Raw genomic sequence first — 24,305 nt, forward strand, 5'->3', positions numbered from 1 at the left:
GCGCGCCGACCTGACTTTGGAGTGTGAATTACTTCGACCCCGCCGCGCTCCAGCTTGACGTGCAGATCGAAGCCCGGTGCGAAAAGATCAGACTGGTCGGGTCGGGCCGGAGTGTTCCATGCCGCCTCCAGCGCCCAGCGAGGTGCGGCCCTTGCCCTCGATGGTGAAGAGAAATCCAGAGATGGGCGAGACTGGACGGCCTGAGCTACCTATCCCTTCGGAATTCAGGATTCTTGCTGTTTTCTCGCCAGCACATAACGTGTCGTGGGCCCCTTGCCAATTTTTTCGAGCAGGCCTCGCGCGACAAGGTCTTGGATGTCGTAAGTGGCGGTTCGCTTGGATATGCTGCCATCCATGAGACGAAGGAGATCCTTGCTCGTGATGTCGCCATTGCGCACGGCAAACTCGTAGGCCGCTATTTGCCTCCGGTTGAGGTCCGGTGGGAATGTATCGCGCGGGGAGGACGACGACGAGCCGGTGGACAGCGGTTCGCGGTCGCCGTCGGGCGGCAGGAGGGGCGTGTCTCCATTTCGCGGTACCAACAACGAGGCGTCGGCCGTCTCCATGTCGAGATTGAGTTGTTCGGCCTGGATGATCTTGCCTTCGACCATGACTGCGGCAGTGATGATGACGTGTTTGAGCTCTCGGATGTTTCCGGGCCAATGGTAGATGACAAGCTTTTCGAGCGCCCCGCGCGACAAGGTAAGGCCGGACCGCCCAGCCATGCGCTCGGCTTCGCGAAGGAAGTGCAGCGCCAGAGAGGGAACATTTTGGCGATGTTCACGCAAAGGTGGGGTCTGAATGGTGATGACCTTCAATCTGTAATAAAGGTCTTCTCTGAATTTTCCCTGTTCTATGAGTGTCTTAAGGTCGAAGTTCGTGGCCGTGATCAGGCGCACGTCCACATCGGTCTCCTTATCGCTTCCCAAAGGTTTGACCTTGCGCATGGATATTGCTCGCAGCAAAGCCTGTTGCACCTTGAGTGACGCCGATTGAATCTCGTCCAGAAAAAGCGTTCCCCCGTTAGCCTCCAGAAACGCTCCGCGGCGGTCCGTCTTGCCGTCGGTGAATGCTCCCTTGACGTGCCCGAACAGCGTGTCGAGAAGCAGGTTTTCGTCCAGTTCTCCGCAATTGATGGATATGAACGGTTTGTCCGCGCGCCGCGAAAGCCGATGAACCGCTTCCGCGGCGAGTTGCTTGCCGGTGCCAGTCTCTCCCTCGATGAGCACGTCCACATCGACCTGACCCGCCTTGGCGATATCGCGCTTCAGTTGCGACATGAGCGGTCCGGAGCCGATGAATTCGGGGAATACGTCATCGACTCCTGGCGGATGGTGATCGACGGCGAGAGTGGCTGGCTCCTTGAGGGCTACCGACTCGATCTCCATGTCCTTGGCCCTGATTTCGTCGAATTGTTTCCGAATGGTCGCGATCATTGAATTGATTGATTCCTTGAGGGTTTCGGCTTCGTATCCGGTCTCATGCAGCCGGATTTCCTCCCACCGCCCCTTGTCGCGAACGTGGGCGACCGCGGATGCCAGTTCGATCAGGCCGTGCGTGGTCCGACGAGCCGTGATCGCGATGACTCCGGTGATAGCCAGCACGGCGATGACGGTGATGACGATCATCACGTCAAGATGTCGGTAGCCCGCGAGCTCGATCAAGACGCTTCTGTCGACATACCCCACCCCGCCAATGACCACCGGCGCCTCCCCAAGAGACAAAACGAGTTGCACTGGAGCGTAGGCAAGAAAATAGTTGCGGTCGGAGGACCTGCCATAGGCATCGTCCACCGCGCGGAGCAGCCCTTTGCCTCCGTTTCGGGCGTCATCGACGATTTGCCAGTAACGCCCCTCGTCGTCCGCAGGTCTGAACGCGTTTGGAAGTCCAGGCCTGCCAAGGGTTCCGCGTTTGACAGCACGGAATTCGAGGGTGTTCAGATCGGCCTCGGGGATTTCGACCGATTCGGATTGAAAGATCACCCATCCCTCATCGTCGAAAAAGAAAGTGTATCGGGAAAGGCGAGGATTGCGAGGAAAAGCAAAAACCGGCGATTTCTTCGAATCGTAAAGCGACAAGATGTTCCGGATATTGCGAGCGTCGATGGCAAGGTAGAGAAATCCTGTGATGTCCCCGTTCTCGTCCTGGCATGGAGTGACGAAGCGGATGACCTTCACTGAAAAGCGCGCGTGCGGATTCTCCTCGGTCGGAAAAGGATATTCCACCTCCTTAAACCGCGAAAGCCAGACCTCGCCCATCTTCAGGCCATCGATCCGGCCATACAAAAGAACAGGACTTGGCCGGATTTCCCTCATCTCATCCGGGGTCAATCGGATGGTCATGTTTCCCTGGGTGACAAACGCGATGTGCTGTCCTTCTCGCTTGGGTATGTAGCCGAACTCGGTGAATATTTCTCCTCCGATGCCTTTCAGGTCGGAAAGATAGCGCGCCATCCCTTCGGGCGTTATCGGCATCCTCGCCGCGAAAAGCAGATCACGCTTGTACTTCGCGAGGTAGTCCTCGACCGCATGGGCAGTGGTCGTGGCGTGAAGTCTGGAGATGCGCTCAAGAGCGATGGATATGAACTCGGACGACGTCCAGTACGTGGCGTATCCCGTGGCGGCCAAGACTATCATCGAGGAAGGGATGAGGGAAAGCAGCAGCCGAGTGCGCAGCTTGCGCCGCTCGGGCTTACGCTGGGAACGCGCCAGACGCAGGAACCAATCCTTCACATCGCTTAAACGCATCGCCAATCTCCCCGTTTTGAACCGCGGCAAGCGCCCTGCCTCCCGTGGCGCCTTCTTCAGGCATGGCATGAAACCCCGACCATTTGCCCGGTATCGTCTCCAAGGACCCCACGGGCGCCCTGCGGCTATCGCGCAATAGAGCACTAGCAGGCTCTCCAATCACGCACAAGGAAAAGTTATGCATAAAATCGCGCATGGTAGGGCAATGGAAGGCGCTTGCTCCACGCAATCGACCCTCTTCACATGGCGCCTTGGCCAAGATAGTGATAAAATAAACAAATAAAAAACTAGTTTAATCAGCATGTTGTCGTTCAGCTGTCGCTTGCGCGAGCAGTTTAGGCACGGCATTTGATAAGTTTAGCTCTGATTTGCGCGCAAATGGTTTTTCAGGTTCGCGCCACGAGGCGCGCCGAGTTCAGAAACATGGATCGTGCACGATCTCGACTCTTACGGAAAGTACCAGAGGAGCGAGAATGATGAATGGAACAGTCAAGGATTTCATGGTCCCCATTGGCAAGTTTCCCATGATCTCCGATACGGCGACCTTCGCCGGGGCGGTCATGGCGCTTGATCGCGCCCAGGAGGAATATCTCTCGGGAAAAAGAGAGCAGCGCATCCTCCTCGTCCGCGACGAAGACAACAAGATCGTGGGCAAGCTCTCACCCATCGATGTCGTACGCGGCCTGGAGCCAGACTACGACAAGCTCGTCGATGAGCAGGCCAGCGCTCTGGTCGGCAATTTCGACTACGTCATCCAGACGATGAAGAATCAGGTCACTCTTTGGTCGAAGCCGCTCGATGACCTGTGCTCGACTGCCAAGGATATGCTTGTGCGGGATTTTGTGAGCAATCCTTCGCAGTCGCAGATCATCGGCGCAGAAGAGTCCCTCAATGCCGCTTTCCACCGCTTTGTCATGTTCAAGCACGACTCGCTTTTCGTGATGGACGGACAAAAACTTGTCGGGCTCATCCGTTTTTCGGACGTATATAAGGAAATCAGCAGGCGAATAAAGGAAGTCTGCCGCCTGTAACACAGGCGCTGCAAGCAAACAACTATCCACCAGGTCGACATACGGAGGTCTCACCATGAGTGCTCACGCAGCTCCAGGCAATTCGCCCGATGAACTCGTCGTCCACGAAGAAGAATCCCAGGGACCGGTGCAATCCGGCCGGACGATACTGCTCAAGGTTCTTTTCGCCTTCGCCGTGGGCATAGGCATTTATCTGCTGCCCACCCCCGAAACCCTTCCTGCGCAGGGCCATAAATTCCTGGCTCTGGTGACTACGGTGATCATCCTGTGGGTGTCCGAGGCCATCCCCATCGGCGTGACCGCGCTTTGCGCCGCCGCCGGCCTCATCCTCTTCGGCATCGAGTCGCCAAACAGGGCGTGGGCACCCTTCGCCAGCCCCGCGGTCATGTTCGTGCTCATGATCATCATGTTCGGCGTGGTGTTGAACGAGGTCGGCTTGGCCAACCGCATCATGTCGTGGATATTCAAGATAGCCGGAACAGGCGTCAAGCGGCTGAGCTTCGTGCTGGCCGTGGGCTGCACCATGCTGGCCACGATCTTTCACGATGCGACAGTCACGGTCATCATGATCTTCGCCCTGGTCCCAGTGCTGCGTGCCATGGGGATCACTCCGGGTAAAAGCAACAATCTTTCCAAATTTTTCATCATCCTCATTCCCCTGGCCGCATCCGCTGGCGGATTCGGCACGCTGCTGGGTGGCGGCAGAAACCCGCTGGCCGTCGAAATCCTCGCCAAGTACACCAACGGCGCGGTCAACGTCGGGTTCATGGAATACCTCATCATCCAGTTTCCCCTTTCCATATTCACAGCCCTCGCCACATGGGCGGTAGTGTACATGATCTTCAGGCCCAAGGAGAAAGAGCTCCCCGCAGCCGTCAGGATCGAGAAGATGCCGCCCATGCGAGGCAAGGAACTCGGCGTGACCATCATCTTCACGCTGACCTTCATCCTCTGGACCTTCTCGGATCTCACGGGCTGGCACGTGAGCGTGGTCGCCGCCCTGGCTCTGGCGGGATTCTGCGGTCCAAAGTTCATCTCGTTCAAGACCATCTGCGACAAGTTCCCGTGGGAGTCGTGGATCGTTTTCGGCGCCGGCGTCTCCCTTGGCGCGTCGATGCTCAACTCGGGCGCGGGCAAGTATCTGGCGGAAGTCTGCTTGCCGCTCTTGCAGGGGCAACCTTCATTCCTGGTTTTCTATGGGATGGGCTTCTTCGGGTCGTTCCTTTCTAGCATGATGAGCAACTCGGCGGCCGTGGCCCTGACGCTGCCCATCACCCTGCCCATGGCCGAGATGCTGAACATGTCGCCTCAGGCCGTGGCGCTGCTCGCACCCATAACCACCTCGTTCATCATGCTGGTCATCGGCTGTCCGCCGACCATCATCGCCTACAGCACCGGCTATTTCAGCCAAGTGGATTTCATCAAGGTGGCCGTGCCCTGGTGTCTGGTTCTGCTCGGCGTGGCCGTCGTGGGGGTCATGTTCTACTGGCCGATGATCGGATTCTATTAGGCGCATTGCAAACGCCAGTCGGCCCAAAAGGCCGACTGGCCCAAGAGGAGGATGCCATATGGTTCAGGAAAAGCCGAAACTCTTGCTTGTCGACGACGAGGAGCGGTTTCGCACGACCTTGGGAAAGCGTCTCGTCGAGGGAGGCTACGAAGTCTTGAGCGTGGGCAGCGGGATGGAAGCGCTCGAAGTTCTGGCTCGGACTCCGGTGGACGTTGTGGTTCTCGACATAAGGATGCCTGGCTTGAGCGGCATCGAAACCCTGGCCGAGATCCGCGAAAAGCACATCGGGGTCGAAGTCCTGCTCTTGACCGGCCATGCCGACGTGCCCTCCGCCGTGGAGGGAATGAGGCTCGGCGCTTTCGACTACCTGATGAAGCCGTATGAGTTTCAGGGGCTGGTCGCGAAAATTCAGGATGCCTACGCGGTCAAGCTTGAGCGTGACGAGAGGATCCGCAAGGCCGAGGAACGCGCGCAACTCGACAAGCTCGAAAAAAGCATGCGTTTTTAGGTCTTGCATCCAGCCATTTCCCCGTCGCGGCGCTCCGGCGGGGAAATGGCGAATCCGATTCGGTGGATGGAGAGATGGGAATGAAGGACGAAGCTTTTAGCAAGGAAATGCGGACGGGAACGGAAAAGGCTGCCCCTGAGCCCGGCGCCGCGTCCGAGTTTGTCCCGTTCAAGGCGCTTCATCACCTGCCTCGCGGCAAAAACGCCTGGAACCCCGCCATCCTGAAGAAGTGGTGGTTCTGGCCTGCGAGCGTGCTGGGTCTCATCCTTCTGAACGTGCTGTGCACGCTCGTGAGAACGCTTCTGGGCGAATGACCCGGAGGAACCCAAGGAGAGCTTGCCATGATGCCCGTTGCTTCCGGCCAAAACGCAGTGGTTCCCAGAATACTTCTGGTGGACGACGAAGAACGCTTCCTTCGCACCCTGGGCAAGCGCATGCTGGAACGCAATCAGAACGTCGTCACTGCGAGCAGCGGTCTGGAAGCTCTACGCATCGTTTCGGAGCAACCCATTGATGTGGTCGTTCTGGATGTGAAGATGCCGGGTTTGGACGGCCTGGAAACCCTGACGGAGCTCAAGAAACGTCATCCAGAAACGGTGGTGATCCTGCTTACCGGGCATGCCTCGATCGAGATGGCCACCGAGGGGGTGCGCATGGGAGCGTTCGAGTATCTGATGAAACCCTGCGATGTGGACACCCTCATTGACCACATCGGAAGAGCATATGCCCAGAAGCTGGAGCGCAGGCGCGCCTGATCACCGGGGCATTGGCGGCAATCAAGCCGGAAGACGTGGAGGAAGAACATGGAATCGATGACTGTCGAAAAACTGATGATACCTGCCGAGCGATTCCCGAGGATATCCGAGGAGGAGACGTTCGGAACGGTGGTGAGGACGCTCAACCAATGCCACGAGGATTACAAATCGGGAAAAAGCGAACAGTGCATCCTGCTGGTTCACGACGAGAGGGGTCGCGTCGTGGGGAAAATATCCCCCATGGACGTTTTGCGTGGGCTCGAACCCCAGTACTCGAAGATGGGCGAGGCCGTGGGCGCCCATACCCTTGGCGCCTCGTACGATCACATGATGCGCTCGCTCTTCGATCAAGCGACCCTGTGGACAAGGCCTCTCAAGGAACTTTGCTCCAAGGCGCGCGACGTGAAGATCAAGGATTTCATCCGCCGTCCCACCGCCGCGCAGACGGTGGACATCACGGACAGCCTCGACCAGGCGGTGCACCGTTTCGTCATGGGCCGCCACGATTCGCTGTTTGTCACCGACGGCGCGCAGCTTCGCGGGATGCTGTTGTTTTCCGACCTGTACGCGCACATGTCCAGAATCATGAACGAGACCTGCAACCTCTAACACGACGGGATGGTTTCCCGCACAGCGGGAAAGGAGAAAGCGCAAACGTAATGAGAAGGGGTGTTCGAAATGACCGCTGAAGCCAAGAAAGCAGATTATAGAGATCGGCCTGAAGACGAACTCCTCGTGGAGGAGCATCCTTCCGGCCCCGAACAATCAGGCCGCAGCATAATAATAAAAGTGCTGCTGGCCATTGCAGTGGGACTAGGCGTCTACGCCTTGCCTACACCGGATAATTTGTCTCCCGAGGGGCACAGATTCCTCGCGTTGCTTCTGTCCATCGTTATCCTGTGGGTTACGGAAGCCATACCGATCGGCGTCTCAGCGCTGGTCGCGGCGGCCGGATTGATCCTCTTCGGCATTCAAAGTCCTGGTGCGGCCTGGGCTCCCTTCGCCAGCCCGGCGGTCATGTTCGTGCTCATGATCGTCATGTTCGGCGTCGTGCTCAACGAAGTGGGCCTGGCAAACAGGATCATGTATTACGTGTTCAAGATGGCGGGCACAGGAGTCAAGAAGCTCAGCTTCGTGTTGGCTGTTGGCTGTACGATGATGGCCACCGTTTTCCATGATGCAACTGTCACGGTCATCATGATTTTCGCCTTGGTCCCGGTTTTTGTGTCCATGGGGATAACGCCCCTCAAAAGCAACAATCTTTCGAAGTTTTTTATAATTCTCATTCCCTTGGCATCATCGGCCGGCGGTTTCGGAACGCTGCTAGGCGGCGGGCGAAATCCCCTGGCTGTCGAAATATTGCAGTCGTTCACCAATGGCAAGGTCACGGTCGGCTTCATGGAGTACATCGTGATCCAGTTTCCTCTGGCCTTTCTGACCGCGGTGGCCACCTGGGGCGTACTCTGGCTGATCTTCAGGCCCAAGGAAAAGGAACTGCCCGCCGAGGTCATGATGGATAAGATGCCTCCCATGCGCGGCAAGGAACTTGGCGTGACGATCATTTTCACCCTCACGTTCATCATGTGGACCCTTTCCGATCTCACCGGCTGGCATGTGAGCGTCGTGGCCGCCTTGGCGCTGGCCGGTTTCTGCGGCCCAAAGTTCATTTCCTTCAAGACGATCTGCGACAAATTCCCTTGGGAATCCTGGATCGTCTTCGGCGCAGGCGTGTCAATGGGCGCGGCGATGTTGAGCTCCGGAGCCGGCCAGTACCTCGCCGAAGTCTGCCTGCCGCTTCTCGATGGGCAGCCCTCCTTCGTCGTCTTCTATGGCTTCGGCTTCTTCGGATCGTTCCTGTCGAGCCTCATGAGCAACTCGGCGGCGGTGGCCCTCACCCTGCCCATCACGTTGCCCATGGCCGAAATGATGAACATGTCGCCCCAGGCGGTGGCGCTGCTCTCACCGATCACGACCTCCTTCATCATGCTGGTCATCGGCTGCCCGCCGACGATCATCGCCTACAGCACGGGCTACTTCAGCCAGATAGAATTCGTGAAGGTGGCCGTTCCCTGGTGTCTTACGTTGCTGCTCGTCTCCACCGTGGGAGTTCTCCTGTATTGGCCCATGATCGGATTCTATTGAGAAAATAACGCCGGGACGGATGCAATGAACAAACAAAATGCGGAGCTGAACCTCAACGCGGCCGCGCGTCCCACTTCCTCGACGCGTCCACGCCCGTGTTCCTCACCCCAGGGGATTTCCTCGCGCCGCACTATGTCCTCGTCCGCTTTCGTTCGATCCGTCCCGGCGTTATTCAATATGCAATGCTTCCTCGGCCCGGACATCCGTGCTGTCTTCTTCAGGCATGTCCCGGCTGCAACTCCTCGAAGACGCACGTTCTTCGTCACTGCGCTTCCGGCGGCCTCCATGGTCGAAATCTTGGATTTCCCTCGTCGCGTTGCCATGGGTCGCAGAACACGCCTGCTGACCTTCGTTCATGATTCATGGAAGATGAAATTTGCTCGAACAAAATGTGGAAACGAGATGCTGCCACCAGGATATCGCACGACTGCGCCACACAAAGAATGGTCGGCTTGCATTTGCAATAGACAGTCAAGCAATGGGACAGAAACGAGGACAATATGCTGAATGCACTGTCGGACAACAAGAAGCGGCGCATAGTATTCACTGTTTTAGTATACATATTCATGCCTGCAATTTTTGTCGCCGCAGGCGCGTTCATTTATTCGATCAACGAAATTGACGGGGACACGCGCTCGCGATTCAAAGAAAACATGGAGATCATGGCAAGAAAATACAAAAAGAATACAGACGTCAACATCAAGGATCTTTTGAGCATTGTGCAGTTCACATCCGACCTGCACTCGCTCGGTGAACTGAGGTCGCCGGAGAATCTTGCTTCCGTGTTCAGCAAGATGGATCGAGATTTTGACCATGTATTCGAGGATATCGGCATCCTCGGCGAAGATGGAAAGCACTTGGCCTATGTCGGCCCTCATGATCTCCTTGAAATGGATTACAGCAAGGAGGAGTGGTTCCTCGACGTAATGGAGAATGGCGTCACCGTCAGCGACGTTTTCCTCGGGTATCGCCGTTCTCCACATTTCATCATCGCCATAAAGAAAGAGAACGGCAAGCAGACTTGGGTCATGCGCGTCACGGTCAATGTCTTCTTGTTCAGTTCACTATTGGACAACATCCGCCTGGGGCGTACTGGCGAAGTGTTCATCGTTAACTCGGAGGGGGTGCTACAGACCAGATCCCTCACTCACGGAGCGATTCTCCAGAAGGTTGACGATGCCCTTTTGCGTTCCATCTCGACTGGCGCCGACGGGTCCTTCAAGCGAGAGCTCCAGGGAGTTGTCTTTGACTACACGATCGCCAGGCTGACCTCCAAGTCAGACTGGTGGCTTGTGGTGCAACGAGAAGAACGTGAACTGAACCAAGCACTTCGGACGCGAACCGCCAACTACGCCTTGCTTTTCGGCGTGTGCGTCCTTCTTCTGGCGGGAGCGGCGGTTCTGGGCCTTCGCCTCCTGCTCGCCCAGGTCGAGAAGATCGACATGGAAAAGACGCTGCTGAACGATCAGGTCATCCAGTCGCAAAAACTCGCCGCCATCGGCCAGCTCTCGGCGGGCATCGCTCACGAGATCAACAACCCCCTGGCGATCATCGGCGAAGAGGCCGGATGGCTCCAGGATCTGCTCAAGCGCGAGACGATGGCCAGATTCGCGGAGATAGACGAATTTCATGACTCCCTGCGGGAGATAGTGACCCAGGCGGGGCGGTGCAGGGAAATCACGCACAAGCTCCTCAGCTTCGCACGCAAGATGGACTCCACGATTCGGGATGTGGATATGCACACTCTCGTGTCCGAAGTCGTGGGCATGCGCGAGCGGGAAGCGACCCTGAACAACATCAGCATAGTCAAGGAGTTCGCCTCCGATCTCCCGATCATCCACAGCGAGCCCTCGCTGTTACGCCAAGTCCTTCTCAATCTCCTGAACAACGCCATCGACGCCATTCACGGAGGCGGCCGAATCACGATCTCCGTCAGCAAGCTGTCGGAGGGCGGCATCACCGTGAGCATCAGCGATACGGGCATCGGGATCCCCAAGGAGAATCTGGACAAGATATTCGACCCCTTCTTCACCACCAAGGAGCCCGGACGAGGAACGGGTCTGGGATTGTCCATCTGCCATGGAATAATCCAGAAGCTGGGCGGTGAAATTTCTGTCCACAGCCAGCCGGGAGAAGGGACCACATTCATCATCAACCTTCCGCAGGAAGCTCCAGCCGACATTCGCTAGAGAGCGGGCGATGAAAGGTGGCAACGTGACCGGTCGAACATCGCACGAGACAAGGAAGGAATAAGAAATGGCATACCATCCTTACTACAGTCCCTTTCGACGCAGGATGATACTGCTGATCATACTTGCCTCGCTGCTCCCCATAATGTTTCTTGCTTTTGCCTGGAGCAGCCACTTCCAATCCTCCTATTCAGAAAAGACGATCGCCCATGCCGAATCGTTGGTCGAACAGCACCGACAAAACGTGGACATCTTCTTGCGACAGTGTCTGTCGGAACTGCAAATCATCGCAGACCTGGCAGGACAGGAAATGCTGCGTGACGGCGAGGTGCTCGAAGATCTGCTGACTATCTTGCAAACTCGAAGCCAAGACGTTTTCGTGGATATAGGCGTGGTCTCGAGCGACGGAAGGCAGGTCGCCTATGCCGGTCCATTGCAGCTCGACGGCGCGGACTACTCCGAGGCCGAGTGGTTCAGGCAGGCCATGAACCGCCAGTCCTACATCTCCGATGTGTTCAGCGGACTGCGCGGGTCTCCGCATTTCATCGTCGCCGACCACAGAGTCTGGGGAGGACGTGAATTCGTCGTCCGGGCGACCATCGACTTTGCAACATTCAACGATCTCATCGATGACATCAGCCTTGGACATACGGGATTGGCATATATTGTGGACCGAGCGGGCACGCTGCAGGTTCATGCTCGGCGCATGGAATTCACGCCAGATCCCCGCGAACTTCTGGAAATCATAAGCGAAAACGTCGGAAGCGCTGCAGGAATCGAACGGACCGCCGGGGTCGTTTCAACGATTCGAAAGAGCCCGGGAACCGGCAAGGATGTTCTGTTCGTCGTCGCCCCCCTCAAGGACGGCGACTGGCTCCTAGTTTTCCAGCAAGAGGCGGATGATGCCTTCGCCGCCTTGAAGACAGCCCGAATACTGGCACTTTCAGGCATCCTGCTCACCGCTTTCGCCGTCGGAGCCATGGCCTTTGTGCTTTCCGGCCGCATGGTGCGCATGCTGCAGAAGATCGACAAGGAAAAGGAGACCATGAACGAGCAAGTCATCAAGGCAGGCAAGCTGGCCTCCCTTGGCGAGCTCGCGGCGGGAATCGGTCATGAGATCAACAATCCGGTGGCGATCATGATGGAAGAAGCCGGCTGGGTGGAAGACATCCTGGCCGATGGAATCCAGACCGAGCAAGACAAGGCCGAGATCAAGCGCGCTTTGGCCCAGATACGTACCCAGGGTCGGCGCTGCCGCGAGATTACCCACAAATTGCTCACCTTCGCGCGCAAGCGGGAACCGTCGCATTCCGATGTGGATTTGAGCGCCCTCGTGCGCGAGATGGTCGAACTCTCCCTGCAGCGGGCCCGCTTCGCCAATGTCGAAATCGTGCAGGATCTGGCCGAGAATCTGCCCCCCTTGTACGTTTCCTATTCCGAACTGCAGCAGGTGGCTTTGAACCTCATCAACAACGCCCTGGATGCGATGGAAGAGAAGGGCGGAGTTCTTACGCTTTCCACGATCCGACAGGGCGACAACCTGGTCCTCTCCGTCGAAGACACGGGACACGGGATTCCGAAGACCAATCTGAACAGGATATTCGATCCGTTCTTCACCACGAAGCCGGTCGGCAAGGGAACCGGGCTCGGGCTCTCCATCTGTTACGGAATAATTCAGAAGATGGGTGGGAAGCTCGAAGTCGCAAGTCGCGTCGGGCACGGCAGCAAATTTACGGTCAGTCTCCCGATAAGGGCAAAACGCCCGGAGGAAGATGAAGGATAGAGGGCGAACCTCTAGCAAAACAGGGATCAACGGCAAGCGAGGGCTCTATCGTGGACACTCCTGCCGAAAACAATGGAGGATTCAATCATGAGCGTCAAAATTTTACTGGTTGATGATGAGCAGGGATTCGTCGAGACCATGGAGAAGCGCCTCACCAAGCGCGGAATCGAGGTCAAGACCGCCCTCTCCGGACAGGCGGCTCTGGAGGCATTGGCGGAGGGGGGCGTGGAGGTCGTGGTGCTGGATGTGAAGATGCCCGTCATGGACGGCATCGAAACATTGCGGCGCATCAAGGCCGAGTACCCGCTGACCGAGGTGATCATGCTGACCGGTCACGGGACAGTGGAAACCGCCATCGAGGGCATGAAGCTCGGGGCATACGACTACATGCTCAAGCCGTGCGAACTCGAAGAACTGATGGACAAGGCCAAGCTCGCGGCGGGCAGACGCCGTGAACACGAGCAGCGTATTGTCGAGGCGCGGGCGCAGAGCATCGCCCTGAGACGCGGAGACTAGCAACGAACAGGGCTGGCCCGGCATCGACTCCCGTGGCTGGGCCAGCCCTTCCGGCATCCCTCCGCACCAAACCCAAAACCTCAAACAGAGTCGTGGGTCGCCATGAATCATTCTGATTATGAACGGATATGGCAGATTGTCGGGCCGCTCCTGCCCAAGCCGCCGCCGCGTCCTCGCGGAGGGCGCCGCCGCCTGAGCAATAAATCCGTCTTGCGAGGCATACTGTTCGTTTTGGAGACGGGCACTCCTTGGGAGCATCTGCCGACGGAGATGGGATGCGGATCGGGAATGACGTGCCTGCGACGCCTTCGGGAATGGCAAAACACCGGAGTCTGGGATCTCATCAGAGCGGTGCTTCTTGCGGTGATGAAAGAGGCGCACCGGCTTGACTGGAATCGATTTGCGGCATGCCCCAACCCGAAGCCGGTTCCTCGAAGAAGCAAGAAACGGTTTGCAGGTCGAGTTGGGGAAAGCGGAGAAAAACGCAAAGAGATTTCAGCATAGCCCTGTCAGTGACAGGGGCGAAATCGAAACGGAACCGTTGCGACCAAAGTTCTCACGTAATGCGAGAGGTTGATGCCCAAGCTTCTTGAGTTTTTCCGACGCAACTCCGTCATTCGTCGCGAGTCGCGCGACGATCTGACCCTCGAACGGCGATACCGGGCGTTCAAGAGTCTCCTTGCTGGCAACAATCAGGCGCTGGAATTGCTGACCGACTTGGAGAGGCTCATCTACGAAGGGCGCTCCTTCACCCAGGACGAGGCACTCGGTCTGGCCGAAACCCTGGTCGGCGGAGTCTACGACCTGGTCGAAGACCTTAATGCCCTTTCCGGGGGCGCATTTCCGGAATTGTTCGATCGAGCCGAAACTATCGGCATCAAGGCGCTTCGCGCTCTCTCGCGACGCCGTTCGTTCGATTCCCCACTGATCGTGCTCCCGCTCGAACGCCTGTCGCTGGAAAACCTGGATGAAGTCGGGGGCAAGGCGGCCAATCTCGGCGAGGTTGGCAACAGGGTCGGTCTCCCGACCCCGCAAGGATTCGCCGTGACCGCCTCGGCGGCCGCCCTCTTCATGCGCTATTCAGGATTGCAGGAAACCCTCGGCCGTATGCTGGCGAAGGTGGACGTCTCTGATACGGCTGCGCTCGAAGACGCATGCGAGAATGCATGGCGCCATGTTCTATCGGCCCCGCTGCCGCCCGAACTCGAAGATGCCTTGAACTCGGCTGTGCGGAGCATGGTTTCACGGCTTGGGCCGGATCTGCGGCTGGCCGTCCGCTCGTCAGCGGTCTGCGAGGATTCAGGCGCATCCTTTGCCGGACAGCATACGACCGTTCTCGGCGTCGTGCCGGGCAATGTAGCCTCCGCATGGCGCGAGGTCGTTGCCAGCATCTTTACTCCCAGGGCGGTCTTTTATCGCCGGACCAAAGGGTACTCGGATCAGGACGTCATGATGAGCGTGCTGGTGCTGGCCATGGTGCAGGCCCGGGCCAGCGGCGTGGCATACACCGTCGATCCGAATGCGACGACCATGCGGGAAATGCTCGTCTCCGGCGTATGGGGGCTGGGTTTGAGCCTCGTGGACGGATCGGTCGACGCTGATTTCTGGCGGGTGCGGCGTGACGATCACGCGATTGTCGCCAGCACGACCGCCCGAAAAACCGAACGTTTGAAGTTTCTTCCGGATGGCGGAACGACTGCGGAAGAATTGCCTGAACATCTGCGGACGGCGCCTTGCCTGACTCCTGAACAGGTTGCCAGGCTCGCGGAGTACGCCCAACGGCTTGAAGACCATTACGGGATGCCGCTCGATGTCGAATGGGCTCTTGACGAAGGTGAGCGTTTCCTCATCCTTCAGACGCGGCCGTTGATGCGCGCGCAAGAACTTCCGCAGGCGGAATGCTGCGAATTCGTTCCCGGGCACACTCCTTTGCTGGCCGGTGGTCAAGCGGCTTCGCCAGGCACCGCATCGGGCGTCGCCTATGTTGTCCAGACCAGCCATGCCCTTCATTCCATCCCCAAAGGATCCATCCTGGTCGCCAAGCAGACGTCGCCGGCCTATGTGGCCGCCATGGGCAAGGTGGCGGGCATCGTCACGGACACGGGCAGCGTGACGGGCCACATGGCTTCGGTGGCTCGGGAATTCGGGATTCCCACGCTGGTCGGGGTTGGCCGGGCCACCCACATCCTTCCCCACGGGCAGGAAATCACCCTGGACGCCACGAACAAGGTGGTCTATCCGGGGCGCGTCCGAGAAATTTTGTCCGAAAAAAAGCCCGTGAACCTCATGAAGGGCAGTCCTGTCTACAAGTCATTGCAGGAAGCGCTGAAACTCATCGCGCCGCTCAACCTGGTGGATCCGGAGAAGCCTGAATTCACGGCCAGGGGATGCCGCACCCTGCACGACGTCATCCGCTTCGCCCACGAGATGGCCATGCGCCGGATGTTCTCCATCGCCGACGACATGGATATGGAAGCAGGACCGGCAGTGCCGCTTTTCACGGGCCTTCCATTGAATATCCTCGTCATCGACCTGGGTGGGGGGCTCGTTGACCTTGGTGCAAGAAGAGTTGCCGAGATTGAGGATATCAGATGTATTCCTTTCAAGGCCCTTCTCGACGGAATGCGTCATCCCGATATTCGATGGCATGGCGAACGTGATTCTTCGTTGTCGGGATTCGACATGGTCGTGTCCGGCTCGGTGTTTCGTACGCCGCAGGCGATGAGAGGGCATGGTGGCACAAATTATTCAATAATATCAAATGAATATATGAACTTTCATGGTCGGATGGGCCACCATTTCGCAACCGTGGACACCTACTGCGGCCCAGTCATAAACGACAACTACGTGATGTTCTCCTTCAAGGGTGGGGCGGCCGACGTCGGAAGGCGCACGAGACGCGCACGGCTCATTGCCGAAACTCTGCGCTGGCTTGGATTCCGGGTTGTCCAGAAGGGCGATTCACTTCGAGCGGAGATAAAGAAGTACGACCAAAAACGCATTTCGGAGAAGGTGGATAACCTCGGACGTCTTCTGGGGGCCATGCGTCACCTGGACATGAGCCTGTCCGACGATGCCCAGATAGATTGGTATGTCGCTGAATTTTTGAAGGGCAACTATACATTCGATCGCAACCGCCCGTGATGACGCGGGCCGGAAACCGACATTTCCGCAAGAATCGAAACCACCGCAGCGCATCTTGCCGGAAGCACAGAGTCTTTGCCTTTGCATTCCTGCGGTCTCGTCGCTCAGGTTCGCCCTCAGCCCCTTAAATTATAACCTGGGCACGAAAACCCAGCATGTTTTTTTCTCTCCTGGGTGATACGAGGTTTGCCGCTCACGGCCACCGTGCTCACACTCCCCGCTATCTTCTGTCGTCTCTGCCAGTGACGTCTGATCACAGCCCCCGCATGCTTCGTCCAAACATGATGTAACAGTTGGCGGGATTTTGAAAAGCCTGCCTGACTGCGACCTACAGGCTCCAGTTCACCTCAGTCGGTACTCACGCGCCTCGGCCTTGCCGTGTTGAGGACGCAGGCAACCTGCCAATCGCGCAAACTCGCCAATCTGCGGCCATGATTGCGCGATTAAATGCGCAGAGACTGCTCCGGTAAACTGCAATATGCATTTTTCCTGAATCAAAGTTAAGATTTTTTACTTTTTAAAAACAAATAGTTAAAACTGCGCAAGCTCTCAAAATCTACCCATGGCACGCCAAGTGCTTAAGAAACCCCAGGTGCGCGACAACTCCGCACTCTGGATTGGGTGGGTTGAGTGCAGGAAAAGGCTTACGGATGACCAGACGACTCTACGAACCATGACAGGCAAACGAGGTGACCAATGAACGAACGTGTCAGGGATTTCATGGTCCCAATCAGCAAGTTCCCCATGATCTCCGAGGCGGCGACATTCGCAGGGGCGGTCATGGCGCTTGAGCGGGCGCAGGAGGAATACCTCTCCGGCAAAAAGGAGCAACGCATTCTTTTGATTCAGGACGACGAGGGGCGAATCGTCGGCAAGCTGTCGCCGATCGATGTCGTGCGAGGGCTTGAGCCCGACTACGACAAGCTCGTGGATGAGCAGGCGAGTTCCCGTGTCGTCAACTTCGACTACGTAATCCAATCCTCCAAGGAGCGGGCGTTGCTGTGGGCAAAGCCGCTCGACGATCTGTGCTCCCTGGCCAAGGATGTCCTGGTCAAGGATTTCATCCGTCATCCGACAAAGTCCCAGACCATCGAGAGCGACGAAATGCTCAACATCGCATTCCATCGCTTCGTCATGTTCAGGCACGACTCCTTGTTCGTTATGGAAGACGGCAAACTCGTCGGCTTGCTGCGGTTTTCCGACGTTTATCGGGAGATCGTGCGGCGGATCAAGGAAGTCTGCCGTCTGTAGCCTTTGAAGGAATGAGTGTCTTCTTTGGCGGTTTACACATCATCAAAGCAAAAACGGAGGGCTCACATGAGTGCTCACAATGTCAATACCGATTCTCCTGACGAGATCATCCTCCAGGAAGAAGAACCGCAAGGTCCCGTGCAGTCCGGTCGATCAATCATCATAAAGGTCTTGATTTCATTGGGCCTTGGATTGCTCGTCTATCTGATTCCCATGCCGGAATCACTCCCCCCGGCCGGGCACAAGTTCCTTGGATTGGTCGTCGCAGTCATCGCTCTCTGGGTGACCGAGGCCATTCCCATCGGCATCACCGCACTGTGCGCGGCGTCCGGCCTGATACTCTTCGGTATTCAGTCGGCAAACAAGGCATGGTCGCCATTCTCAAGTCCGGCGGTCATGTTCGTGCTCATGATCATCATGTTCGGCGTGGTGTTGAACGAAGTGGGCCTCGCAAACCGAATCATGTCTTGGGTTTTCAAGCTGGCGGGACGCGGGGTCATGCGCCTGAGCTTTGTCATGGCCTTCAGTTGCACCATGCTGGCCACGTTCCTGCATGACGCGACCGTCACGGTCATCATGCTCTTCGCCCTCGTTCCAGTGCTTCGCGCCATGGGCATCACGCCGGCCAAGAGCAACAACCTTTCCAAGTTCTTCATCATCCTCATTCCGCTTGCAGCTTCCGCGGGCGGCTTCGGAACGCTGCTCGGCGGCGGCAGAAACCCGCTGGCCGTCGAAATCCTCACCAAGTACACCAACGGCGCGATCAAGGTCGGTTTTCTCGAGTACATGATCATCCAATTCCCGCTGGCCATCTTCACCGCCGTCGCGACGTGGCTGGTCGTGTACATGATCTTCCGGCCCAAGGAAAAGGAACTCCCGGCCGCAGTCGCCGTCGAGCAAATGCCGCCCATGCGCGGCAAGGAACTCGCCGTGTGCGTCATTTTCGGTCTCGCCTTCCTCCTTTGGGGATTCTCGGATCTCACAGGCTGGCACGTGAGCGTGGTCGCGGCCTTGGCCCTGGCCGGCTTCTGCGGACCCAAGTTCGTTTCCTTCAAGACCATCTGCGACAAGTTCCCCTGGGAGTCGTGGATCGTGTTCGGCGCGGGCGTGTCCATGGGCCAGGCCATGCTGGATTCGGGCGCGGGCAAGTTCCTCGCCGAGCAGTTCCTGCCCCTTCTGCAGGGCCAGCATCCCTTCTTCGTGTACTACGGCATGGGCTTCTTCGGCTCGTTCCTTTCGAGCATGATGAGTAACTCCGCAGCCGTGGCCCTCACCCTTCCGGTGACCCTGCCCATGGCCGAAATGCTCAACATGTCGCCGCAGGCCGTGGCGCTGCTCGCCCCGATCACCACCTCGTTCATCATGCTGGTCATCGGCTGCCCGCCGACCATCATCGCCTACAGCACCGGCTATTTCAGTCAGACGGAATTCATCAAGGTGGCGGTGCCCTGGTGCCTGGTTCTGCTCCTTCTGTCGGTCATCAGCGTGCTCGTGTACTGGCCGATGATCGGATTCTACTAACCGCCGAGGACACGACCGCCGATCACGCACCGCACAGACAACAAACGCCCGCCGGCCAACAAGGCCGGCGGGCCTCACCCGGAGGAAACCATGAGTGAGAATATGCCGATAGTATTGCTTGTCGATGACGAGGAACGCTTTCGCACGACTCTTGGCAAGCGGCTGACCGAGGCGGGGATACCTGTCGAGACGGCGGGAAGCGGCATGGATGCCTTGCAAATTCTCGCCGAAAAGCCCGTTGACGTGGTCATATTGGACATCAAGATGCCCGGCCTAAGCGGCATCGAGACGCTGACCGAGATACGGAACAAGCACATCGGGGTCGAGGTGCTCCTCCTGACAGGCCATGCCGACGTGCCGTCGGCGGTGGAGGGAATGCGGCTCGGGGCCTTCGACTATCTGATGAAGCCGTATGAGTTCCAGGGGCTGCAGGCCAAGATACAGGAGGCGTTCAAGGTCAAGGTGGACCGGGACGAGCGCATCCGCAAGGCCCGGGAGCGTGCCGTCCTCGACAAGATCGCCTCGCCAAGAGCTTGGACGCGAGGGGATTGATCGCTAATCGGGTCCGCATGGACCTAAACTTGAAAATTGTGTAGTCTACCCGCATCCCCCGATCCAATCCGGATCGGGGGAAAGCGCGGGAGAAAGGCCATGAACCAGACCATGCCGAATATTCTCATCGTTGACGACGAGGAACGTTTCCGCATTACGCTGGGCAAGCGCCTGAAGGAAGCAGGCTTTCCGGTCGAAACAGTGGGTGGGGGACAAGAAGCGCTTGATCATCTCACGCAGCACGCGGTGGACGTCGTCATCCTGGACATAAAAATGCCCGGCCTGAACGGCATCGAAGTCCTGGCGGAAATCCGGCGCAGACATATCGGGGCCGAAGTGCTCCTGCTGACCGGCCATGCAGAGGTGGCTTCGGCTGTCGATGGAATGCGGCTCGGCGCGCATGACTACTTGATGAAGCCGTACGAATTCCAAGGGCTGCAGGCCAAAATCCACGACGCCTACAAGGTCAAGCTGAATCGCGAGGAACGCCTGAGAAAAGCCGAAGCCCGGGCCCAACTCGACAAATTGGAAAAGAGCATCCGGTTTTAGCCGCATGGGGGCTGCGCCACCCTCCGCTGGAGGTGTTGCCAGAAGCGAGCGAGAAGCCTTTCATCTGGAAAGCAGCGGCACTGGCAGTGCGCCGGATGTGCGTCGGCGTTGAGGTTTCGGATTTCGGGGTGGTCCTTCTTCGCAGAGACAGGGCAAGTCCATCAACGTATGAGAATCACCCGCGCTTGTGGTGGAATCGTTCAGGCCGCCTCTGGTAGGATTCGCGCGAGGTCTACCACGTCGAATTCAGGTGGATTGGTCCACATGGCAATTCAGCTCAGCCCTCGCAATTCGTGCATCAAGCCCTCAAGGCTGATCGCCTCCACATCTGCCGCGAGCTTGTAGCGATCCTGGCCAGCGTAGACCACAAAGCTTCTCTCCGGCTGCATGTCCTCTCTGGCGTGATGGAACCCTTTCTCCAGCCTGGGAGCCAAGCCGCGCTTGAACTCGACAGCCCAAAGCTTTCCTCCGGGCAATTCCAAAACCAGGTCAATCTCCGCCCCGGCGGATGTTCGGTAGAACCCCGCACGGGTTTCCTCGGGCACGACTGAAAGGAGATTCTCGATGGCGAACCCTTCCCAACTCAGGCCGACCACGGGATGGCCGAGAAGAGAGTCCATGTCGCCGATTCCCAGCAACGCGTGAACCAACCCTGAATCCCGGACATAGACCTTTGGCGACTTCACGAGACGCTTGCCCACATTGCGATGCATGGGGGGGAGCCGCCGAACCAGCAGCAAGTCAACCAAGAGATCGAGGTAGGTCGAGACGGTCTTCCCGGTCACGCCCAAACCACGGGCAAGCTGCGAGGCATTGAAGAGCCCGCCTTGCGAATGCGCCAGCATGGTCCAGAATCTTTGCAAGGTCTCGGCAGGTATCCTTGGCCCGAATTGCGGGATGTCCCGCTCCAGATAGGTGCGGATGAAATTCCGCCGCCACAGCATGCTCTTGGGCTCGCTTGGGGCGAGAAAGCTGTCTGGAAATCCGCCGCGCAGCCAAAGGGCGTCACCTCTCTTTGAGCCAACCTCCAGAAGATTGAACGGCTGGAGCTCAAGGTAGGCGATCCTCCCGGCCAAGGATTCGCCCGACTGCCTCAAGAGGTCCATGGAGGCTGATCCCAAAAGCAGAAACCGGCCGACCTTCTTCCCGCGCCTGCGCCCTTTGTCGATCAGGCTCCGTAGCGGCTGGAAGAGATTGGGGAGGCGCTGCACCTCGCCGAGAATCACGAGCTTGTCTTCATGCCCCTCAAGGAACAGCTCCGCATCGGTCAACTTCGCCTTGTCCGCCTCAGATTCAAGATCAAGGTACATGGAGTCGATGTCACCAGCGACTTCAAGGGCGAGCGTGGTCTTGCCAGCTTGCCGTGGTCCGAGCAGGGCGACAGCCGGGAATGAATCCAGTAAATATAGCAACTTATCTGACAATATTCGACTTATCATGCGCGCATTTTAGGACTATTATTCAAAATTTTCAAGGATAAAATGAGTTTTTCAACATGCCGAGGCCCGAGAAACACAATGAGCAGCCTTTGGCCATGCACCTCGTTGCAGGCAGGCTGCCGAGACTGGCCAGCCGTCCAGAATCTGCATCACACGCTCCCCGGTCAGGCCCCAACTTTACCCGCCCAAAGGCTGACCATCTCTGGGCTCCGCGACGATTTCTATGTAGGAAATATGTAGGAACAGCATCCGACCCCATACGTAACCATCTGAAATCATGCACCCCATGCACAGCATGCACAGGGTCGCAGGGTGGTGCCGGAAGACAGGATTTATCAATGTTTTCCGAATGGTTATGGGGTGAAAAACCGGTCTGCTTTCATAAATGGGGTTCAGGGGGCGGAGGTTCAAATCCTCTCATCCCGACCAGTAATTTCGCAGAGTTGGGCCGTCCTCCGGGGCGGCCCTTCTGCTTTTGCATTGCACAATTGCACTACATACGCCCCCGAGCCTCGTCGGTTCCGACGACCTCCTGCCTCTTCTCCTGGGGGCTTCTCTTCGGAGATCTGCGGCTTGACCCCAAGCGTTCGGTCGCAGACCACGCCATGCGGGCGGGAGGGATGAAATTACCCGGTTGTCCCGCTCAGTTCCCGAAGCTTGCGCCATAGCGTGTTGACGCTCACGCCGAGACGTCTCGCGGCCTCGGCCTTGTTGTCACCTGTCTGGCGCAGGGCCTCGGCGATGATTTCGCGCTCGTACTCGCGCACCTGATCCTTGAAGCTCGTGCCGTCTGCCGGACCGGCCGGGAGGGGCTTCTCACCGCAGGAAGGCATGGCCTCGGCGCACAGTTCGTCCATGATTTCCATGAGCAGGGCGTGGCCGCCGCTCTTGTCCGCTCCGACCAAGGCTGCGTAGCGCTGGGCAAGCGAGTCCAGTTCGCGCACGTTACCCGGCCAGGAATGAGCCGTGAAACGGTTTTGCAGACGCGGCGACAACGGCAGGGGAGAGCGTCCCGCCGGAATGTCATACCGGGCGAGCAGGGCGGCGAGCAGGTCCGGGATGTCCGCGGCGCGTTCGCGTAACGGCACGGTGTGGATCTTGAGTGTGGCGATGCGGAAGTAGAGGTCGGCCCGAAAACGCCCCATGCGTGCTTCGTGTGCAAGATCCTTGAAGGTCGAGGCGATGATGCGCACATCGGTGGAGACTATGCGGTCGCCTCCGACACGCATGATCTCCTTCTCTTCGATCGCCCGCAAAAGGCGTACCTGAAGGCTTGGCGAGATGTCGGCAAGCTCGTCCAGAAACAGCGTGCCTCCGTGGGCCAACTCGAACAAGCCTTGTTTGCCCCCCCGTTTTGCGCCGGTGAAGGCCCCTTCCTCGTAGCCGAACAGTTCGCTTTCGAGAAGCGTTTCAGGCAGGGCCGAGCAGTTCACGGCAACAAAAGGACGTCTTTTGCGTGGGCTGGCCATGTGAATGCCCTGCGCCAGTATCTCCTTGCCCGTGCCGGTCTCGCCCTGAACAAGGATCGCCGCATCGGTGGCCGCATATTGGGCCGCCTTGGCGCGGAGCCTGGCCATGGCCGCGCAGGAGCCCTTGAGGTCGTCCAGGGTGTAGCGGGCCACAAAACCCTTGGCGAGCCGCTCCTTGAGTTTGCGATCCAGATCCTGGATGCGAGAGACACGCGTGAAGGTTGCGACCACGGCCCGCGTGCCTTCCGAGACGTTTACGGGCATTGCGTTGATGACCATATCCAGGCCGCCCACCCGCCGGAACTGATCGACTTCCGCCTCGCCGCTTTCGAGCACCCGGAAAAGCCCGGCGCTACGCACCGCCTCGGGCATGGGACGGTCCAGGACATTCTCCGGATCGAGGCCGAGCATTTCCCCGGCCATGGGGTTGATGAGGTTGATCCGGCCTTCGGAGTCGATACCCACCACCCCTTCCTTGACGGAATGAAGGATGATGCGCAGCCGCTCGGCCTCCTCCTTGCTTCTGCGTTGGGACTGCGCGATGACGCGAGCCTCTTCCAGCGCCTGCTGGATCACGCGCTCCCCGGGAACGACCACGAAGCCCTCGCCGCCCACCGACTGGGCGATGGTTTTGCAGATGCCTCCGCCCACAATGCAGCGGAAGCCTTCCGCCACCGCTTTCGAGATGGCGGCCACAAGCTCGGGAGTGGTGCGAAACGGCAACTGACGAATTTCGACGCCGAGGATGTCCTCCATGATCTCCAGACCGGCGATCTGGCCGCTGAAGCTCGTCACCGCGATTTTCCGTGAGCGTTCCCTGGCGAGCATGACGGCTCTGATGACATCCATGTCCCTGCGGGCGATGGTCACGACAGGTAGCTTGAGCTGTTCGCGCAGCAGTCGGCCGGTCGCGCCGCCGCCGAGGACGACTTCGACTCCTTCGGCGAGGCACTGCCTGGCCACGGGCAGGGCCTCCTCCATGCTCGCCAGACGGATCTCGATGTTTTCCCTATCGGGGTCCTCGAACGCCTTGACTGTGCGGGCGATCTCTTCCGAGTTGGAAACGAAGGCGAAGCGGAAAGGGCGGGCGTCGGGCATGGCTGAGCTCTCCTGACGCGGGCGGACGGTCGCCCGGCTTGAATCGGCTGTACCTGCGGGAATCATGCTTGGCAAGCCTTGGGTGCGGCACGGTAAAAGGG

The 24,305-nt window shown here is 58.2% G+C and carries 19 protein-coding genes and 1 pseudogene; 17 read left to right on the forward strand and 3 right to left on the reverse strand.

Annotated features, from left to right (window positions below):
- Positions 1–224: 224 nt before the first annotated feature.
- Positions 225–2,747 (reverse strand): sigma 54-interacting transcriptional regulator, encoded by a 2,523-nt coding sequence (locus DSAT_RS09280; protein ID WP_020887242.1) that lies wholly within the window; start codon positions 2,745–2,747, stop codon positions 225–227.
- A 473-nt stretch (positions 2,748–3,220) separates the two neighbouring features.
- On the opposite strand from DSAT_RS09280, the gene DSAT_RS09285 reads away from it, so the two are divergent.
- The 17 genes and pseudogenes from DSAT_RS09285 to DSAT_RS09355 all read left to right on the forward strand — a co-directional run bounded on the left by DSAT_RS09285 (position 3,221) and on the right by DSAT_RS09355 (position 20,198).
- Positions 3,221–3,778 carry a CBS domain-containing protein gene (locus tag DSAT_RS09285; RefSeq protein WP_020887243.1) on the forward strand — a complete coding sequence of 186 codons (558 nt, stop codon included), beginning with the start codon at positions 3,221–3,223 and terminating at the stop codon, positions 3,776–3,778.
- Between the two features lie 55 nt (positions 3,779–3,833).
- Positions 3,834–5,288, forward strand: coding sequence for an SLC13 family permease (locus DSAT_RS09290; protein WP_020887244.1), 1,455 nt, complete (start codon positions 3,834–3,836; stop codon positions 5,286–5,288).
- Positions 5,289–5,346: 58 nt separating this feature from the next.
- Positions 5,347–5,796 (forward strand): response regulator, encoded by a 450-nt coding sequence (locus tag DSAT_RS09295; RefSeq protein ID WP_020887245.1) that lies wholly within the window; start codon positions 5,347–5,349, stop codon positions 5,794–5,796.
- Between the two features lie 80 nt (positions 5,797–5,876).
- Entirely contained in the window at positions 5,877–6,110 is a 234-nt protein-coding gene (locus DSAT_RS09300; protein WP_020887246.1) for a hypothetical protein, read from the forward strand.
- Positions 6,111–6,137: 27 nt separating this feature from the next.
- The gene (locus DSAT_RS09305; protein WP_020887247.1) at positions 6,138–6,551 is read left to right on the forward strand and encodes a response regulator; all 414 of its coding nucleotides are present in this window, start codon (positions 6,138–6,140) and stop codon (positions 6,549–6,551) included.
- Between the two features lie 48 nt (positions 6,552–6,599).
- Positions 6,600–7,160: a CBS domain-containing protein gene (locus DSAT_RS09310; RefSeq protein ID WP_020887248.1), complete on the forward strand. Its 561-nt coding sequence runs from the start codon at positions 6,600–6,602 to the stop codon at positions 7,158–7,160.
- A gap of 69 nt (positions 7,161–7,229) precedes the next feature.
- Entirely contained in the window at positions 7,230–8,693 is a 1,464-nt protein-coding gene (locus DSAT_RS09315; RefSeq protein ID WP_020887249.1) for an SLC13 family permease, read from the forward strand.
- Positions 8,694–9,193: 500 nt separating this feature from the next.
- Complete coding sequence (locus tag DSAT_RS09320; RefSeq protein WP_020887250.1) at positions 9,194–10,882, forward strand: sensor histidine kinase; 1,689 nt, start codon at positions 9,194–9,196, stop codon at positions 10,880–10,882.
- Positions 10,883–10,988: 106 nt separating this feature from the next.
- Positions 10,989–12,665, forward strand: coding sequence for a sensor histidine kinase (locus tag DSAT_RS09325; protein WP_161656101.1), 1,677 nt, complete (start codon positions 10,989–10,991; stop codon positions 12,663–12,665).
- Positions 12,666–12,752: 87 nt separating this feature from the next.
- Positions 12,753–13,181, forward strand: coding sequence for a response regulator (locus DSAT_RS09330; RefSeq protein WP_020887252.1), 429 nt, complete (start codon positions 12,753–12,755; stop codon positions 13,179–13,181).
- Between the two features lie 102 nt (positions 13,182–13,283).
- A complete protein-coding gene (locus DSAT_RS15935) occupies positions 13,284–13,685 on the forward strand; it encodes a transposase (protein WP_084712796.1) in 402 nt (133 codons plus the stop codon).
- A gap of 72 nt (positions 13,686–13,757) precedes the next feature.
- A complete protein-coding gene (locus DSAT_RS09335) occupies positions 13,758–16,325 on the forward strand; it encodes a PEP/pyruvate-binding domain-containing protein (protein ID WP_020887253.1) in 2,568 nt (855 codons plus the stop codon).
- Between the two features lie 409 nt (positions 16,326–16,734).
- A pseudogene (locus DSAT_RS15970) lies at positions 16,735–16,818 on the forward strand (hypothetical protein); the annotation flags it as partial.
- Between the two features lie 203 nt (positions 16,819–17,021).
- Entirely contained in the window at positions 17,022–17,576 is a 555-nt protein-coding gene (locus DSAT_RS09340) for a CBS domain-containing protein (RefSeq protein WP_020887254.1), read from the forward strand.
- Positions 17,577–17,642: 66 nt separating this feature from the next.
- Positions 17,643–19,097: an SLC13 family permease gene (locus DSAT_RS09345; protein ID WP_020887255.1), complete on the forward strand. Its 1,455-nt coding sequence runs from the start codon at positions 17,643–17,645 to the stop codon at positions 19,095–19,097.
- A gap of 90 nt (positions 19,098–19,187) precedes the next feature.
- Positions 19,188–19,649, forward strand: a complete 462-nt coding sequence (locus DSAT_RS09350) for a response regulator (RefSeq protein WP_020887256.1) — start codon at positions 19,188–19,190, stop codon at positions 19,647–19,649.
- Positions 19,650–19,748: 99 nt separating this feature from the next.
- A complete protein-coding gene (locus tag DSAT_RS09355) occupies positions 19,749–20,198 on the forward strand; it encodes a response regulator (protein WP_020887257.1) in 450 nt (149 codons plus the stop codon).
- A gap of 272 nt (positions 20,199–20,470) precedes the next feature.
- On the opposite strand, the gene DSAT_RS09360 is transcribed toward DSAT_RS09355, so the two are convergent.
- Entirely contained in the window at positions 20,471–21,622 is a 1,152-nt protein-coding gene (locus DSAT_RS09360; protein ID WP_235695936.1) for an ATP-binding protein, read from the reverse strand.
- Between the two features lie 641 nt (positions 21,623–22,263).
- Positions 22,264–24,204: a sigma-54-dependent Fis family transcriptional regulator gene (locus DSAT_RS09365; RefSeq protein WP_020887260.1), complete on the reverse strand. Its 1,941-nt coding sequence runs from the start codon at positions 24,202–24,204 to the stop codon at positions 22,264–22,266.
- Positions 24,205–24,305: the final 101 nt, after the last annotated feature.

It is taken from the genome of Alkalidesulfovibrio alkalitolerans DSM 16529, from assembly GCF_000422245.1.
Classification (GTDB): domain Bacteria; phylum Desulfobacterota; class Desulfovibrionia; order Desulfovibrionales; family Desulfovibrionaceae; genus Alkalidesulfovibrio; species Alkalidesulfovibrio alkalitolerans.